This is a genomic window from Lentzea californiensis (genome assembly GCF_024648825.1).
Taxonomy (GTDB): Bacteria; Actinomycetota; Actinomycetes; order Mycobacteriales; family Pseudonocardiaceae; genus Lentzea; species Lentzea californiensis.
The window spans coordinates 474,199-488,439 of sequence record NZ_JANBBE010000001.1; the positions used below are offsets into that span (position 1 = coordinate 474,199).

The window sequence follows — 14,241 nt, forward strand, 5'->3', positions numbered from 1 at the left end:
AATCTCGTGGCAAAGGGAGGTGGCGACACGATGATCTACCTGCTGGCGGTGATCGGTGCGCTCACCGTGGCTGTGCTCGTGTGGCGAGCGTTCGCCCCGCAGCACTCGGAGTACACCCCAGGCCGCAAGGTGATCGCGCCCGACGACGACCCGGAGTTCCTGCGCAAGCTCGACGAGCAGCGCAAGCGCGACGAGTGAACGGAAAAGGGGCCCTGATCCCAGGACCCCTTTCCGCCACTGTCCAGACCCGTTCAGGAGTGCGGGAAGTCGTCCGCGACCACAGCGGCGAGTTCCAGCAAGGCCAGACGGGTCTCCGGCGCGAGCTGGTCCAGCGCGATCTCGGCGCCCTCTTCGAGGTGCTCGTCGAACGGCAGGCGGACCACGGCACGGCATCGCTGCTGGAAGTGCGCGGCGAGCTTGTCGATGTCGACCTTGCCCGACTTCGGGCGCACCGAGTTGATCACGCACACGGACTTCGCGACCAGGTCGCGGTAGCCGTGCGCCTCCAGCCAGTCGAGCGTCGCAGCTGACGTCTGCGCGCCGTCGACCGAACCGGACGACACCAGGACCAGCAAGTCCGCCTCGTCCAGCACGCCCTTCATGGCGGAGTGCATCAAACCGGTGCCGCAGTCGGTCAGCACGATGTTGTAGAAGTGCTCCAGCAACTCGACCGTGCGCCGGTAGTCGTCCTCGCTGAACGCCTCCGACACGGACGGGTCCTGCTCGGACGCCAGCACCTCGAGCCGTGCGGGTGACTGCGAGGTGTACGCGCGCACGTCGCTGTACTTCTTGATCCGCGGGGCGTCGCGCAGCAGGTGACGCACGGTCGCCGTGGTCTCCCGCGGGATCTTCAGCGCCAGCGTGCCGCGGTCGGGGTTCGCGTCGACGGCGACCACCCGGTCGCCACGCAGCGACGAGAACGTCGAGCCGAGCGTGGTGGTCGTCGTGGTCTTGCCGACGCCGCCCTTCAGGGACAGCATCGCGATCTTGTAGCACCCGCGCAGCGGCTGGTTGATCCGCGCGATGAGCTCACGCCGCCGCACGTCAGCCGGGCTCTCGCCCAAGTTGATGGCACCGCCGGTGATCGTGTGCAGGGACTTGCGCCAGCCGGACGTCGGCGGGCGCTTGTCCTTCTTGATCAGCTGCTGCGACGAGACTTCCTGCGCCTGCGAGCGGTACTGCTGCTGCGGGAAGTTGTTCGGGTACTGCTGGCCGGCGAAGTGGCCGTACTGCGCGGTGTTGTCGGTGTTGTGGGGGCCCGACTGGCCGCCCCCCACCTGGTACGCGCCGGACTGCGAGCCGGGCACCGGGTAGGGACCGGACGCGTTGCCGGGCACCTGGTACGGGCCGGAAGCGTTGCCGGGCATCTGGTAAGGACCGGAGGCGTTGCCGGGCACCTGGTACGCGCCGGACTGACCGGCCAGGTTGTACGGGCCTGATTGGCCGCCGCTGACGTGCTGCGGGCCGGACTGCTGCGGGTCGAGGTAGGCCGCTGCCTGCGGGTCGACGTACTGCGGGTCGACGTACTGCGGGCCGGAGCCCTGTTCCTCACCCGGTGGTTGCCATGTCACCGCTGTGGCCCTCCCTGAGCAAGAGGGACCGAGACTTCCCCGACCCCCAGGTTGCGACGGTACGCAACCGGCAACGGTTCCATCGACGTGGGGGCTAACTCGTTAGAGACCTGCGTACGAATGCAACCCGCTGGCGACCAAGTTGATGAAGAACAAGTTGAACACGTTCACGGCGAAGCCCACGATGTTGATCCAGGCGGCCCCACGGCCACGCCATCCGGCCGTCGCTCGCGCGTGCAGATACGCCGCGTAAACGACCCACGTGACGAACGCGACCGTCTCCTTCGGGTCCCAGCCCCAGAACCTGCCCCACGCGGCTTCCGCCCAGATCGCGCCGAGGATGATGCCGGCCGTGAACAGCGGGAACGCCAGCACGGTGGTCCGGTAGGACATGCGGTCGAGCACGTCGGCGGACGGCAGCTTCGGGAAGCGGTCGGAGTTGGTGTCCTTGAGCAGGTAGAGGATCGACGTCACGCCGGGGATCAGCAGCATGCCGGACGAGATCGAGATCACCGAGACGTGGATCGCCAGCCAGTACGACCGCAGCGCCGGCTGGACGGGCGCGGCCTCGGCGTAGAGAACGGTGCCGCCGAGGAACAGCAGAGTCAGGATCGGCGGCAGCACGAACACGCCGAGACGGCGGATGGGGAACTTCGCCATCAGCACGATCCACGTCACCACGGCCGCGAGGCACAGCAGCGACATGTACTCGTACATGTTGCCCCAGGGCGCACGCCCGGTGGACAGACCGCGCATGACCAGCGAACCGAGGTGCAGCACCGCGCCGAGGACCGTCATCGCGGCGCCCATGCGGCCGATGCGCTCGGACCTGGTCAGCTCGCTCTTCGGCGCGTCGGTGAGGACGTCGGGCCCACCGGCCCCGGCCATCACCTCCGCCTTGCGCGGTGCGCGGGCGAACGCCTGCTCGACCGCGTAGAGCAGGACCGCGAAGAGGTAGACACCCAGCGCGCTGCGGTACAGCCAGTCGCTGTAGGTCGCGAGGGTCTCGTCAACCGGCATCAGGACTTCTCCTCGTTCAGCACCGCGCGGGCCAGCCGCGTGAACTCCTCGCCGTATCCGGCCTGGTCAGTGCGGGCGAGCCCACCGACCTCGACCAAAGTACGCCCGTCTTCCAAACGGGTCGCACGCACCCACACCCTGCGGCGCTTGACGGTCAGCGAGACCCCAAGGCCGAGGATGATCAGGATGGCGAACGCCAGCACGTAACCCTGGGTCGGGTCGTGCGAGACCTGCAGCGACACCCAGTCGTTCACGGCGTCGAAGCGGACCTTCGTACCGTCGTCGAGCGCGATCTCCTCGCCCAGCGCGAGGTTCTTGCGCGCGACCTTCGCCAGCCGGCCCTGCTCGACCATCTTCTGGTCGATCGAGAAGATCGACTGGCCGCGGCCGTCGTCCACGCCCAGATCGCCGCGGTACACGTCGACAGCGACCATCGGGTTGTTCAGCGCCGGGAACTTCGAGTTCAGGATGCTGCCGTGCAGCAACGGTGTCGGCGCCAGCAGCCCCGTCACCGCGATCTGGTTCTTGCGCCGCGTCTCCGAGTCGGTGACGCCGGGCGGGTCGAACTTCGTGGCGCCCTCCGAGGCCAGCGTGAGCTGGTCGGTCGGCAGCCACTGGATGCCCTGCGTGCGCTTCTCGCCGTTGGGGAACGTCACCGTGAACGTCGGCGTGTACCCGTGGCCGAGCAGGTAGAGCCGGTCGCCCTCGGTGCGCAGCGGGTGGTTGACCTGCAGCGTGTACGGCTTCCACGTGTTCGACGCGAGGTCGTCGCCCGACTGGTAGCGGATGTCCGCCTGGTAACCGACGGGCTGGCCGTTGTCGAGGTAGTCGGCGGTGAACTTGCCGATCTCGACGCAGAACGGCGTGAGGTCCGTGCCGTCGACCTGCAGTCCGGGCCGGAACTGGTCGTAGTTGAAGATGCCGCCGTTGCAGAACTGGCCGCCGTCGGCCTGGACGATGACCTGGCCCTCGTAGTTGAACATCTTGCCCAGCGCGAACGACACCAGCAGGCCCAGCAGCGCGAAGTGGAAGACCAGGTTGCCGGTCTCGCGCAGGAACCCGCGTTCCGCGCTGACCGTGCCCTCACCGGTCTCCATCCGCCAGCCGCGCATGGCCTTCTGGGCCTTGGCGACGACCTCGTCCGGCGTCACGTCGAGCTCGGCCTGCGCGTGGTGCGGCATGCGCGAGAGATTGCGCGGCGTCAGCACGGGCTTCGCGCGCATCTGCTTGAAGTACTCCCACGTGCGGGGAAGCAGGCACCCGACGAGGGACGTGAACAGCAGCAGGTAGATCGCGGCGAACCACGGCGTGGCGTACACCTCGAAGAACCCGAGCTTGAGCAGCAGCTGCCCCCACCAGCCGCGCTGGGCGACGTACTCGTCGACCTTGGCCGCGTTCAGCGACAGCTGCGGCAGCAACGCACCGGGCATCGCCGCGAGCGCGAGCAGGAACAGCAGTGTCAGCGCGGTCCTCATCGAGGTGAGCCCGCGCCACGTGTTGCGGAGGAAGGCGATCACTAGAGCGGCAGCCTCACGACGTCGACGAACGAGTAGCGCAGCCACCCGACGAACTCACCCCAGAGCCCGGTGACCAGCGCGATCCCGACGAGGATCAGCAACACGCCACCGAAGATCTGCACCTGCCGAGCGTGCGTGCGCAGCCACTTCGTCACGCCCAACGCCCACCGCGCACCCAGCGCGAGAACCACGAACGGCAGCCCGAGCCCCAAGCAGTACGCAAGCACCAGCACGGCTCCACGCACAGTCGACGACCCGACCTCGGTGCTGCGAGCGACAGCGAGCACCCCGGCCAGCGTCGGCCCGAGGCAGGGCGTCCACCCGAGCGCGAACACGGCCCCGAGCAACGGCGCCCCGAGCAGCCCGGTCTTGGGCTTGGTGTGGAACCGCACGTCCTTCTGCAGCGCCGGAACGAACCCGAGGAACACGAGTCCCATCAGGATCGTGACCACACCACCGATGCGCTGGAACAGATCAGCGTTGAGCAGCAACGCGTCCGAAGCGCCGAGAATGGCCATCGAGGCCAACGCGAAGACAACGGTGAACCCGAGCACGAACAACAACGAGGCCCCGGCAACCCGCCACCGCCCCTCCCGAGCGGGCTCGTTCGCCTCCACCCGAGGTGCCTCCGCACCGACCAGCCCAGCGAGATAGGCCAGGTACCCGGGCACCAGGGGCACCACGCACGGCGACGCGAACGAGATGAACCCAGCGAGCAAGGCAACCCCGGTGGCCAGCAGCAACGGCCCGGAGATCGCCAGATCGGTGGGGTTCACACATCTCAGAGTAGGTAGTTGCCCAGATCACGCGAGCACCGGCACCACTTTGACCCAACACAAGGCTTGGGCCAAAAGTGCCAACAATTGCCGCTTGTGGGTGACATCACGGTTGCTTAGCGTCAACACATGCAACGTTCCCGGCTGCTCCTCCCAGCGCTGACCATGTCAGCGCTGGCACTGTTCGCGCAGGTACCGGCCGGCGGCGCTGCCCCGGCGATGGAGTGGCGCGAAGTCTTCAACGAAGACGGCTCCATCACACAAGCCCTCACCCCGAAGGCCCCAGCGGAGAAGTCCTCGGACTTCCGAGCCCTGGCAGCAGCGGACGTGATCCCGGTACAGGTGACCGGCGACTCGTCAGACCGCTTCGACCTGGTCTTCGTAGGCGACGGCTACACAGCCGAAGACCTGGGAACCTACGCCGCGAACGTGAAGAGCAAGTGGGAAGAACTCTCAGCGGTAGAGCCCTTCGCCACCTACAAGCAGTACTTCAACGTCTGGCAGGTGAACGTGGTCTCCACAGAATCAGGCGTAGACCACGACCCGACAAAGGGCCTGCTCAAAAACACCGCACTGGACATGGGCTTCTGGTGCCAGGGCCGCGACGCGAACACAGAACGCCTGCTCTGCGTGAACGAAACAAAGGCAAAAGAGTTCGCAGCCCTAGCCCCCCAGTCAGACCAGGTGATCGCCCTGGGCAACACCACAAAATACGGCGGAGCAGGCGGCTCGGTAGCCACAGCCTCAGGCTCGAACGCCCAAGCGGGCCAGATCGCAATCCACGAGCTAGGCCACTCGATCGGCGGCCTGGCCGACGAATACGACTACCCGTACGCAACCTACACAGGCACAGAACCACGAGAATTCAACGTGACCAAGGACCCCACCGGCGCCAAGTGGGGCGAATACCTGGGCCAGCCCTCCCCAGACGGCGGAGTAATCGCCCCAGTAGAGGGTGCCCGCTACTACAAGAGCGGCCTGTACCGCCCAACAGGCAACTCGATCATGCGAACCCTGGGCAAGCAGTTCAACTCCATCGGCCGAGACGCCATGATCAAGGCCTTCAAGACAAAAATCCCATCACTGACCGAGCCGGTAACCCCACCCGAACCCGGCAGCAACTAGCAGCAACCCACAGCGAAGCCGAAGGCGAGCCGTCCTTCCAAACGGGCCAGGCGGTGGGGTCCCATCACCCTCCGCCAAACGCACTCTCTGAGCAACAGGCAGCCGCCCAACTCGACAGGCGTGCCATCAACCCACCCACGGCGCTACCCCCTGATCAGATTGCCGGGGTCTAAAGCAGAGCCCGGGGCAGAGCCCCAGGGGAAGCACGCAACGCAAGGTCGCCGCCCGCAAGGTGACCACCCGCAAGGTCGCGCCCCGCCCAGCCGCACCCCAAGTCACTCCTTGGCAAGCTCATCCAAAACAGGCTGCAAATCCGAAGCCAACACCGGCACCAAGAACACAGCCGCAACCTTATGATCCTTATCAACGACAAAGGTAGACGGCACACTATTAGCCGGAATACCCTTGAAAACGTTGATGAAGCTCCGAGCAGAAGCATCATAAATAGAAGGATAGGTAAGCGACCGAGACCTCATGAAATCCTGAGGATACTCCTTGGAAGTCTCCTTGACATCCAACCCGATGACCTGAGTCCCAGCATCGAAGATCTTCTGCATCTCAGGAGCCTCAGTACGACAGGGCCCGCACCAGGCCCCCCAAATGTTGATGACGACTGGCTTGCCGGCATAGTCGGAGAGCCGAATCGTCTTACCCTCTTCAAGCAGCGACTCGCCCTCGAGCCCCTTCAACTCCTTGCGCTCGCCAACCGGATACCGGATCTCAACCTGCCCCCCAGGAGCAACGAGATAAAAATCCCCAGCCCCAACCTGAGCAGCATCCTTCCCAGTAGCACAGCCAGCAAGCAACAAAACCAGCAGAAGAACCCGCTTCATGCCCCGGTCACCCGAGGATCAGTAGCCCCCACCGGCTCGGTGTAGGCAATCCGGACAAGCTGCTCCCCCTCGAAGATCAACGAGGTGAGCGAAGCGAGCGAGCACTCCCTCTTCCGAGGGTCGTGCCACATCCGCTTCCCCTCCAAGAACCGCCGCACGGTCCAAATGGGCAACTGATGCGAAACACAAACGGCTTCATGCCCCTCAGCAGCAGCCCGAGCCTTCTGCACCGCCCCCATCATCCGATGAGCGATCTCGATGTAAGGCTCCCCCCAAGACGGCCGGAAGGGATTCACAAGCTTCGGCCAATGCTGAGGAGACCGCAAAGCCCCGTCCCCCACAGCAACCTTCAACCCCTCGAACTGGTTGTCGGCTTCGATCAACCGCTCGTCAGTGGCCAGCTCCAACCGATGCGAGTCGGCGATAGGAGAGGCAGTCTGCTGTGCACGGTCCAAAGGGGACGCCACGACGTGCACGATGTCGTGGTCCGCCAGGTGCTCGGCCACGGTGAGGGCCTGCTTCTGCCCCCGCTCGGACAGCTTGAAGCCGGGGATGCGGCCGTAGAGGATGCCGGTCGGGTTGTGCACCTCGCCGTGGCGGAGCAGGTGGACGGTGGTGCGGCTCACTTGCGGGCCTCCTTGGCGGCACGGGCCGCGTGCGGCAGTGCGTCGGCGATCACGGCGAACTCCTCTTCACCCATGGCGGCGTTCACGAACCACGCTTCGAACGCCGACGGCGGGGCGTAGACGCCTCGCTCCAGCAGGGCGTGGAAGAACGGCGGGAAGCGCCACGTCTCACATGCCTGCGCGCCCGCGTAGTCCTTCACCTCGGTGGAGCCGAAGAACACGCTCACCAGGTTGCCGGCGAACTGCACGCGGTGCTCGACGCCCGCCTCGGTCAGCGAGGCCGTGAAGAGCGCGCCGAGGCGCGTGGCGTTGCGGTTCAGTGCCGTGTAGACCTCGTCGTCGGCCGCGCGCAGCGTCGCGAGTCCGGCGGCCACCGCGACGGGGTTACCCGACAGCGTGCCCGCCTGGTAGACGGGACCGGAGGGGGCGAGCCGCTCCATCACGTCGGCACGGCCGCCGAAAGCGGCCGCCGGGAGTCCGCCGGACATGACCTTGCCGAACGTGTAGAGGTCGCCGGGCACGCGCTCCAGGCCGAACCAGCCGGCGCGCGAGACGCGGAAGCCCGTCATGACCTCGTCCATGACCAGCAACGCGCCGTCGGCGTCGCAGATCTCACGCAGGCCCGCGTTGAAGTCGGCACCCGGTGCGACGGCGCCCATGTTGCCCGCCGCGGCTTCGGTGATGACGCAGGCGATCTCGCCGGGGTTCTCCGCGAACGCCGCGCGCACGGCCTCGATGTCGTTGTACGGCAGCACGATCGTGTCCTCGGCCTGCGCGCCCGTTACCCCGGGCGAGCTCGGCAGGCCCAGGGTCGCGACGCCCGAACCGGCCTGGGCCAGCAGCGCGTCGACGTGACCGTGGTAACAACCGGCGAACTTGATGACCTTGCGGCGCTCGGTGAAGCCGCGCGCGAGGCGGATCGCGCTCATCGTGGCCTCGGTGCCCGAGTTGACCAGACGGACCTGGCGGACCGGCTCGACGCGGTCGATCAGCTCGGCCGCGAGCTCGATCTCGCCCTCGGTGGGCGTGCCGAACGACAGCCCGGACGCAGCGGCCTTCTGCACCGCCTCGACCACGGACGGGTAGGCGTGCCCGAGGATCATCGGGCCCCACGAGGCCACCAGGTCGACGTACCGGTTGCCGTCCGCGTCCCACAGGTGCGGACCCTCGCCGCGCACCATGAAGCGCGGGGTGCCGCCGACGGAGTGGAACGCCCGCACCGGAGAGTTGACCCCGCCGGGGGTCAGCGTCGACGCGCGCTCGAACAGGGCCTGGGATCGACTCGCAGTCACGTACCCCAGTCTCACATGTCGGAGTCGGCGGCTTTCTGCGGCCGGGTACGCACGGCCAGCAGGACCTGCCGCACCGCGTCGAGAGCGAGGACCACGGCCAGCGTGACGGCGCCGGCGGCGGTGCCCAGCCAGTTGCCGAGGTAGCGCGTGGAGGTCAACGGCTCGCGCCCCTCCAACGGGTACTCCAGCCGCACCACGCCGCGGTTCCAGCACCACACGGCGAGGACCACGAGCAGGACGATCGCGACGGCCTCACCCGCGGCGATGAGCCACCGCCTGGGCTGGTGCAGGCTCGGACCGGCCGGCGGCGCCTGCTCAGGCTCCTCCACCACGGTGTCCGACTCCGGCTCAGTCACGGCCTCTGTCACGTCGCTCACCTTCTCACGACCCGCCGCAGCGCCGCGAGGAAGGCTTCCGGATCGCGCGCCCACGCCAGCACCACCGAGCCGTCGACCAGCCGCAACGGCACGGCGGTCGTCCCCTTGGGCACCGACCAGCCGCCGCCGAGCACCTTCGCCCCGGCCGGCGCGCCGACGTCCTGACAGGCCTCGATCATCGCGACCGGCAGCTTCTCCCGCCCGAACCGCGCGTCCTCGGCCGTGAGCTCGATGCTGCCGGTCTTGACCCGCCCGTACACCCACAGCACCGCGCCGAGGGTCAGGCCGAGTCCGGCGACGGCCCACAGCGTCACGGACGCGGGCCCGGTGAACAGCTCGACCAGGTACCCGGCGACGGCGAACGCCGGGCCCCACAGGAGCGGCCACCAGCTGCTGCCGGACTCGCGGTAGAGCACTAGCGGACGAACCTGTTCGACGCCGGCAGGAACTGCAGCACGATGGCCGCGACGGTCAGTCCGATCACGACGATGCAGATCGCCACGCTCGGCTGCCAGACCCGCGCACCGATCGACATGAACGTGATCCCGATCATCGCCACGAAGCCGAGCCCGCCGAGGATCGTGAGCAGGATGCGCGCCCAGTTCTGGCCGTTGCGCAGCACGATCGCGAACGCGACGTACGGCGCGGCGGCGACCAGCATCACGAACCCGAAGATCACCGCCATGGCCCGCACGCCGATCTCGCCCGCCCGGCGGTCCTCCTCCGTGACGATGCTGTCCTGGGTGAGGAAGAAGTCGGCGTTGACGAGCAGCATCACCGGCAGCACGGCCACGGAGAGCAGCGCGCCCACGATCCAGATCCACATCGCGGCGTTGATCGTGGCCGGGCGCGCCGGCGGCAGCTCGTGGGACTGCACCGGCGACATCGGGTAGCTCGCCTGGGCGACCTGGTTCACCTGGTAGTGCCCACCGGGTGGGGCGGGATAGGCGCTGGTGGAGTTCTGCCACCCGGCGTCGGCCGGGTTCTGCCACTGGGCGTGCTCGAGTGGCGGTGCCAGCTCGGGCGCGGGCGGCATGGGCGGCCCCATGTTGTTCACGGCGGTCACCTCGTACGTCCCGGCCGTCGCGCCGTACTCGGCCCGCTGGGCCTGCGGGACGTCCGCGCTCGGCTGCCAGGGGTTCGGGTCTTGCGGATTGCTCACTGCTCACGCACCTCCGCCAGCCACTGTGCCGTACGCGCCTGCCACGTGAAGACGATTGCGGCACAGATGAGCAGCAAAGTGACCAAGCTCGAAGCGCTGATCCCGACGAACAGGATCCAGACCATGTGCACGATCGCGACGGCCGACAGCGCGACCCGCGCCCATTTCCTGCGCTTCAGGAACAACCGGGTGAGCCACGCGTAGGCCGCCACGAAGATGACCGCGGCCGCGGTCAGCGTGCCCAGGAAGCTCGTGACCTGCGCGGACGTCCAGCCGGTCAGCCGGTACACCTCACCGCGCTGGAACCACAGCCCCGCGGTCGTGAAGAGGACGAAGACGGCGGTCGCGAGCCACAGGCCGGCCGCGATGCGAACGGACCGAGGCGTGTCGTCTTCCTTCACGCCAGTTGCTCGCGCTCGACCAGGTACTCGGTCGACTGCCGGAAGTAGAACAGCACCAGGCCCGACATGGCGATCAGCACCGGCACGACGGCCAGCCCGTTGCCGATCATCTGGAAGAAGAGGGTCAGCAGCACCGTGATCATCAACCCGGTGCGGCTCTTCTTCAGCCCGCCCTTGACCTTGCCGGCGAACCACACGGCGAGCGCGGCCAGCACGATCGAGCCGACCAGCACGGCGACGACGATCGCGGTGGCCGTCGACTCGATCATCTCCGGCGTCAGCCCGGCGTCGGTGGACGTGGCCTTCACGTTGTCGATCAGGAGCTGCTTGTTGGCGAACTGGAACACGGCGGCGAGCACCCAGAGGACGGCACCGGCCACGACGAGCCAGTAGCCCGCGGTGATCGTGCCAGGGGTGCCCGATTCCTTCGGAGACGTCACGGTCGCGAACTTAGGACGGCCGCACCGCGCTGTCCACCGCGGCCCGCTTCCTGAAGTGCGCGGACACCCGGTACATCAGTACGATCGCGGACGCGTCCAGCACGGTGGTGACCGCCGTGACGGCCAGGTCGACCGGACGCATCTCGACGCCGAGCGATGCCGCGACCCCGCTGCCCCAGGCGACCAACCGGAACAGTCCGAACGCGACGGACGCACCGCCGAGCACGGTCAGCACGATCCGGGCCCAGTTGCGGCCGCGCGCCATCGCGTTCGCCAGCCGCGTGTACGCGACCAGCACGGCCACGGCGATCAGCAGTCCGAAGAGGACACCGCCGTTGACGTTCGCGTCGATCTGGTCCTGTCCCAGCGCCGGGTTCTGGCGTCGCACCTCGGCCACGAGCATCTCGCGGTCGAGGAGCTGCTCCAGGAACCGCAGCATGCCGACGCACGCGCTGGCGATCCACAGCCAGCGCGAGACGTCGACCAGCTTCGGGACGGGAGTGCCTACCGGTCCAGCCACCGGGCGGCTTCCACTGCCCAGTACGTCAGCACGATGTCCGCGCCGGCGCGGCGGATGGACGTGAGCGACTCGAGGATCGAGCGCTCCCGGTCGATCCAGCCGTTCGCGGCAGCGGCCTCGATCATCGCGTACTCGCCGGAGATCTGGTACGCCGCAACGGGAACGTCCGAGACCTCGGCGACCGCGCGCAGCACGTCCAGGTACAGCAGGGCGGGCTTGACCATGACCATGTCCGCGCCCTCGGCGAGGTCCAGCTGCACCTCGCGGATCGCCTCACGGGCGTTCGCCGGGTCCTGCTGGTAGGTCTTGCGGTCACCCGCGAGCTGCGACTCGACGGCGTCGCGGAACGGGCCGTAGAACGCCGACGCGTACTTGGCGGAGTAGGCGAGGACGCCGGTGTCGTGCAGGCCCGCCTGGTCCAGGGCGTTGCGGATGAAGGCGATCTGGCCGTCCATCATGCCGCTCGGGCCGACGACGTGGGCACCGGCGCGCGCCTGCGCGACGGCCATCTCGCCGTAGACCTCGAGGGTCGCGTCGTTGTCGACCGTGCCGTCGGCGGCGAGCACGCCGCAGTGGCCGTGGTCGGTGAACTCGTCGAGGCAGCAGTCCGACATCAGAACGGTGCTGTCGCCCAGTTCCGAGCGCAGGTCGCCCAGGGCGGCGTTGAGGATGCCGTCCGGGTCGGTGGCGCCGGAACCGACGGCGTCGCGCCCGGCCGGGACGCCGAACAGCATGATGCCGCCGACGCCTGCCTGCACGGCCTCGACCGCGGCCTTGCGCAGCGAGTCACGTGAGTGCTGCAAGACGCCCGGCATGCTGCTGATCTCAGCAGGCTCGGCCAGGCCTTCCTTGACGAACATCGGCAGCACGAGCTGCCTCGGGCGCACCTCGGTCTCGGACACGAGGCGGCGCATGGCGGGCGTCGTGCGCAGACGCCTCGGCCGGTGCAGTGGGTACATCTGGAGACTCCCTGACAGAAGAGAGTCGAAGGGGCCACTCAAAGGATCTTGAGTGGCCCCGACGGCTTCACTGGACTAGCTGCGGCGCAGACGCTTGGTCTTGCGCGGAGGAGGCAGCGCTCCCTCGGCGCGCAACCGGGCGGCGTGGGCGGCCAGCGCGTCGACCAGCGCGGGCACGTTCGCCTCCTCGGGCTGCACGTCGACCCGGAGGCCGAACTCCCGCGCCGTCTCGGCGGTCTGCGGGCCGATGCACGCGACGAGCGTGCGGGCGTGCGGCTTGCCCGCGATGCCGACCAGGTTCCGCACGGTCGACGACGAGGTGAAGCACACCGCGTCGAAGCCACCGGACTTGATCATCTCGCGGGTGTCGGCGGGCGGCGGGGCCGCACGCACGGTGCGGTACGCCGTCACGTCGTCGATCTCCCAGCCACGTTCGCGCAGGCCGGCGGCCAGCGTCTCGGTGGCGATGTCGGCCCGCGGCAGCAGCACGCGGTCGACCGGGTCGAGGATGTCGTCGTAGGGCGGGAAGTCGTTCAGCAGGCCCTCGGACGACTGGTCACCCGACGGCACGAGCTCCGGGATGATGCCGAACGAACGCACCTTCGCGGCCGTGGCCTCGCCGACGCAGGCGATCTTCACACCGGAGAACGCACGGGCGTCCAGGCCGAACTCGCGGAACTTCTCCCACACCGCGCGGACGGCGTTGGTCGAGGTGAAGACGACCCACTGGTAGCGGCCGTCGACGAGACCCTTGACCGAACGTTCCATCTGCGCGGGGCTGCGGGGCGGCTCGACCGAGATCGTCGGCACCTCGACGGCGATGGCGCCGTGCGAGTGCAGACGCTCGGACATCGCGCCGGCCTGCTCCTTGGTCCGCGGGACCAGCACTCGCCAGCCGTACAGCGCCCGCGACTCCCACCAGGAGAGCTTCGAGCGGTTGGCGGCGGCGGCACCGACGGTGACGACCAGCGGGCCGCCCATCTCACCGGCGTCGGCCGCGACGGCGGCCAGCGTGGTGTCGATGGTGCGCTGCTGGAAGCCGGTGCCTTCGGCGGTGACGGCGACCGGGGTCTGCGGCGCGAGGCCGTTCTCGACCAGGTTCGACGCGGCCTCGGCCAGGTGCGAACCGGTCGCGTGCAGCACGAGCGTGCCGGGCGCGGCGGCGAGGCCGGCCCAGTCCGTCACCGCGCGGACGTCGACCTCGGTGTGCACGCCACCGAGAGCCACACCCGCGTACGCCGGAACCGCGGTGCCCGAGGGCACACCGGGTACGACGTCGAACGGGATCGTCGACTTCGCGACGGCCTGCGCTTCCTTGACGACCGAGTCGAGCGTCAGCGGGTCACCCGCGACGAGACGAACGACGGTCGCGCCGTTGCGCGCCTCGTTCACCAGGTCCTTGGCCACGTCGGCGGACTCACCGACAGCGGGGCGGACCTCGACTCCCTCCGGCACGGTCGCGAGGACGTCCGAGGGAACGTCCGGGTCGGTGACCACGAGTTCAGCCCTGGTGAGCAAGTCGTGGGCCCGGACCGTGAGCAGCCCGGTGTCGCCGGGGCCGGAGCCCACGAAGGCGATGCGTCCGGGGGTCTTGCGTGCGCGGGTCATCAGGGCACTCCCCA

General features: G+C 68.3%; 17 protein-coding genes. 2 read left to right on the forward strand and 15 right to left on the reverse strand.

Annotated features, from left to right (window positions below; all coding sequences use genetic code 11):
* Nucleotides 1–30 precede the first annotated feature (30 nt).
* Nucleotides 31–198 carry a hypothetical protein gene (locus tag LX88_RS02550; RefSeq protein WP_086667950.1) on the forward strand — a complete coding sequence of 56 codons (168 nt, stop codon included), beginning with the start codon at nucleotides 31–33 and terminating at the stop codon, nucleotides 196–198.
* 53 nt (nucleotides 199–251) lie between these two features.
* Here LX88_RS02550 and LX88_RS02555 read toward each other — a convergent pair whose 3' ends face one another.
* The 4 genes from LX88_RS02555 to LX88_RS02570 form a co-directional block, all read right to left on the reverse strand.
* On the reverse strand, nucleotides 252–1,571 hold the full coding sequence (locus LX88_RS02555; RefSeq protein ID WP_258946248.1) for a MinD/ParA family ATP-binding protein: 1,320 nt from the start codon (nucleotides 1,569–1,571) through the stop codon (nucleotides 252–254).
* Nucleotides 1,572–1,673: 102 nt separating this feature from the next.
* Nucleotides 1,674–2,591, reverse strand: coding sequence for a c-type cytochrome biogenesis protein CcsB (gene ccsB / locus LX88_RS02560; RefSeq protein ID WP_258946249.1), 918 nt, complete (start codon nucleotides 2,589–2,591; stop codon nucleotides 1,674–1,676).
* Nucleotides 2,591–4,066 carry a cytochrome c biogenesis protein ResB gene (gene resB / locus LX88_RS02565; protein WP_258947588.1) on the reverse strand — a complete coding sequence of 492 codons (1,476 nt, stop codon included), beginning with the start codon at nucleotides 4,064–4,066 and terminating at the stop codon, nucleotides 2,591–2,593. Before resB ends, ccsB begins: the two co-directional genes overlap by 1 nt.
* Before the next feature lie 41 nt (nucleotides 4,067–4,107).
* A complete protein-coding gene (locus LX88_RS02570; RefSeq protein WP_258946250.1) occupies nucleotides 4,108–4,884 on the reverse strand; it encodes a cytochrome c biogenesis CcdA family protein in 777 nt (258 codons plus the stop codon).
* A 129-nt stretch (nucleotides 4,885–5,013) separates the two neighbouring features.
* On the opposite strand from LX88_RS02570, the gene LX88_RS02575 reads away from it, so the two are divergent.
* On the forward strand, nucleotides 5,014–6,009 hold the full coding sequence (locus LX88_RS02575; protein ID WP_258946251.1) for a M64 family metallopeptidase: 996 nt from the start codon (nucleotides 5,014–5,016) through the stop codon (nucleotides 6,007–6,009).
* A gap of 275 nt (nucleotides 6,010–6,284) precedes the next feature.
* Here the strand turns inward: LX88_RS02575 and LX88_RS02580 are convergent, their stop codons facing one another.
* The 11 genes from LX88_RS02580 to LX88_RS02630 all read right to left on the reverse strand — a co-directional run bounded on the left by LX88_RS02580 (nucleotide 6,285) and on the right by LX88_RS02630 (nucleotide 14,227).
* Complete coding sequence (locus LX88_RS02580) at nucleotides 6,285–6,842, reverse strand: TlpA family protein disulfide reductase (protein WP_258946252.1); 558 nt, start codon at nucleotides 6,840–6,842, stop codon at nucleotides 6,285–6,287.
* Nucleotides 6,839–7,468, reverse strand: coding sequence for a histidine phosphatase family protein (locus LX88_RS02585; RefSeq protein WP_258946253.1), 630 nt, complete (start codon nucleotides 7,466–7,468; stop codon nucleotides 6,839–6,841). The genes LX88_RS02580 and LX88_RS02585 overlap by 4 nt, the downstream gene beginning before the upstream one ends.
* Entirely contained in the window at nucleotides 7,465–8,760 is a 1,296-nt protein-coding gene (gene hemL, locus LX88_RS02590; protein ID WP_258946254.1) for a glutamate-1-semialdehyde 2,1-aminomutase, read from the reverse strand. Before hemL ends, LX88_RS02585 begins: the two co-directional genes overlap by 4 nt.
* Nucleotides 8,761–8,771: 11 nt before the next feature.
* On the reverse strand, nucleotides 8,772–9,128 hold the full coding sequence (locus LX88_RS02595) for a hypothetical protein (RefSeq protein WP_258946255.1): 357 nt from the start codon (nucleotides 9,126–9,128) through the stop codon (nucleotides 8,772–8,774).
* A gap of 5 nt (nucleotides 9,129–9,133) precedes the next feature.
* Nucleotides 9,134–9,553 (reverse strand): transport-regulating membrane protein Mce1N, encoded by a 420-nt coding sequence (gene mce1N, locus LX88_RS02600; RefSeq protein ID WP_258946256.1) that lies wholly within the window; start codon nucleotides 9,551–9,553, stop codon nucleotides 9,134–9,136.
* Nucleotides 9,553–10,299, reverse strand: coding sequence for a hypothetical protein (locus LX88_RS02605; RefSeq protein ID WP_258946257.1), 747 nt, complete (start codon nucleotides 10,297–10,299; stop codon nucleotides 9,553–9,555). Before LX88_RS02605 ends, mce1N begins: the two co-directional genes overlap by 1 nt.
* Nucleotides 10,296–10,700 carry a hypothetical protein gene (locus LX88_RS02610; protein WP_258946258.1) on the reverse strand — a complete coding sequence of 135 codons (405 nt, stop codon included), beginning with the start codon at nucleotides 10,698–10,700 and terminating at the stop codon, nucleotides 10,296–10,298. Before LX88_RS02610 ends, LX88_RS02605 begins: the two co-directional genes overlap by 4 nt.
* The gene (locus LX88_RS02615) at nucleotides 10,697–11,140 is read right to left on the reverse strand and encodes a hypothetical protein (RefSeq protein ID WP_258946259.1); all 444 of its coding nucleotides are present in this window, start codon (nucleotides 11,138–11,140) and stop codon (nucleotides 10,697–10,699) included. Before LX88_RS02615 ends, LX88_RS02610 begins: the two co-directional genes overlap by 4 nt.
* A 10-nt stretch (nucleotides 11,141–11,150) precedes the next feature.
* Nucleotides 11,151–11,660: a hypothetical protein gene (locus LX88_RS02620; RefSeq protein ID WP_258946260.1), complete on the reverse strand. Its 510-nt coding sequence runs from the start codon at nucleotides 11,658–11,660 to the stop codon at nucleotides 11,151–11,153.
* The gene (gene hemB, locus LX88_RS02625) at nucleotides 11,645–12,619 is read right to left on the reverse strand and encodes a porphobilinogen synthase (protein ID WP_258946261.1); all 975 of its coding nucleotides are present in this window, start codon (nucleotides 12,617–12,619) and stop codon (nucleotides 11,645–11,647) included. The genes LX88_RS02620 and hemB overlap by 16 nt, the downstream gene beginning before the upstream one ends.
* A 75-nt stretch (nucleotides 12,620–12,694) precedes the next feature.
* Entirely contained in the window at nucleotides 12,695–14,227 is a 1,533-nt protein-coding gene (locus LX88_RS02630; protein ID WP_090065980.1) for a bifunctional uroporphyrinogen-III C-methyltransferase/uroporphyrinogen-III synthase, read from the reverse strand.
* Nucleotides 14,228–14,241 lie beyond the last annotated feature (14 nt).

Coding starts and splice junctions, on each gene's coding strand:
- LX88_RS02580 (WP_258946252.1), bottom strand. CDS start 6,842: ATGAAGCGGGTTCTTCTGCTGGTTTTGTTGCTTGCTGGCTGTGCTACT.
- LX88_RS02575 (WP_258946251.1), top strand. CDS start 5,014: ATGCAACGTTCCCGGCTGCTCCTCCCAGCGCTGACCATGTCAGCGCTG.
- ccsB (WP_258946249.1), bottom strand. CDS start 2,591: ATGCCGGTTGACGAGACCCTCGCGACCTACAGCGACTGGCTGTACCGC.
- resB (WP_258947588.1), bottom strand. CDS start 4,066: ATGAGGACCGCGCTGACACTGCTGTTCCTGCTCGCGCTCGCGGCGATG.
- hemB (WP_258946261.1), bottom strand. CDS start 12,619: ATGTACCCACTGCACCGGCCGAGGCGTCTGCGCACGACGCCCGCCATG.
- LX88_RS02550 (WP_086667950.1), top strand. CDS start 31: ATGATCTACCTGCTGGCGGTGATCGGTGCGCTCACCGTGGCTGTGCTC.
- LX88_RS02630 (WP_090065980.1), bottom strand. CDS start 14,227: ATGACCCGCGCACGCAAGACCCCCGGACGCATCGCCTTCGTGGGCTCC.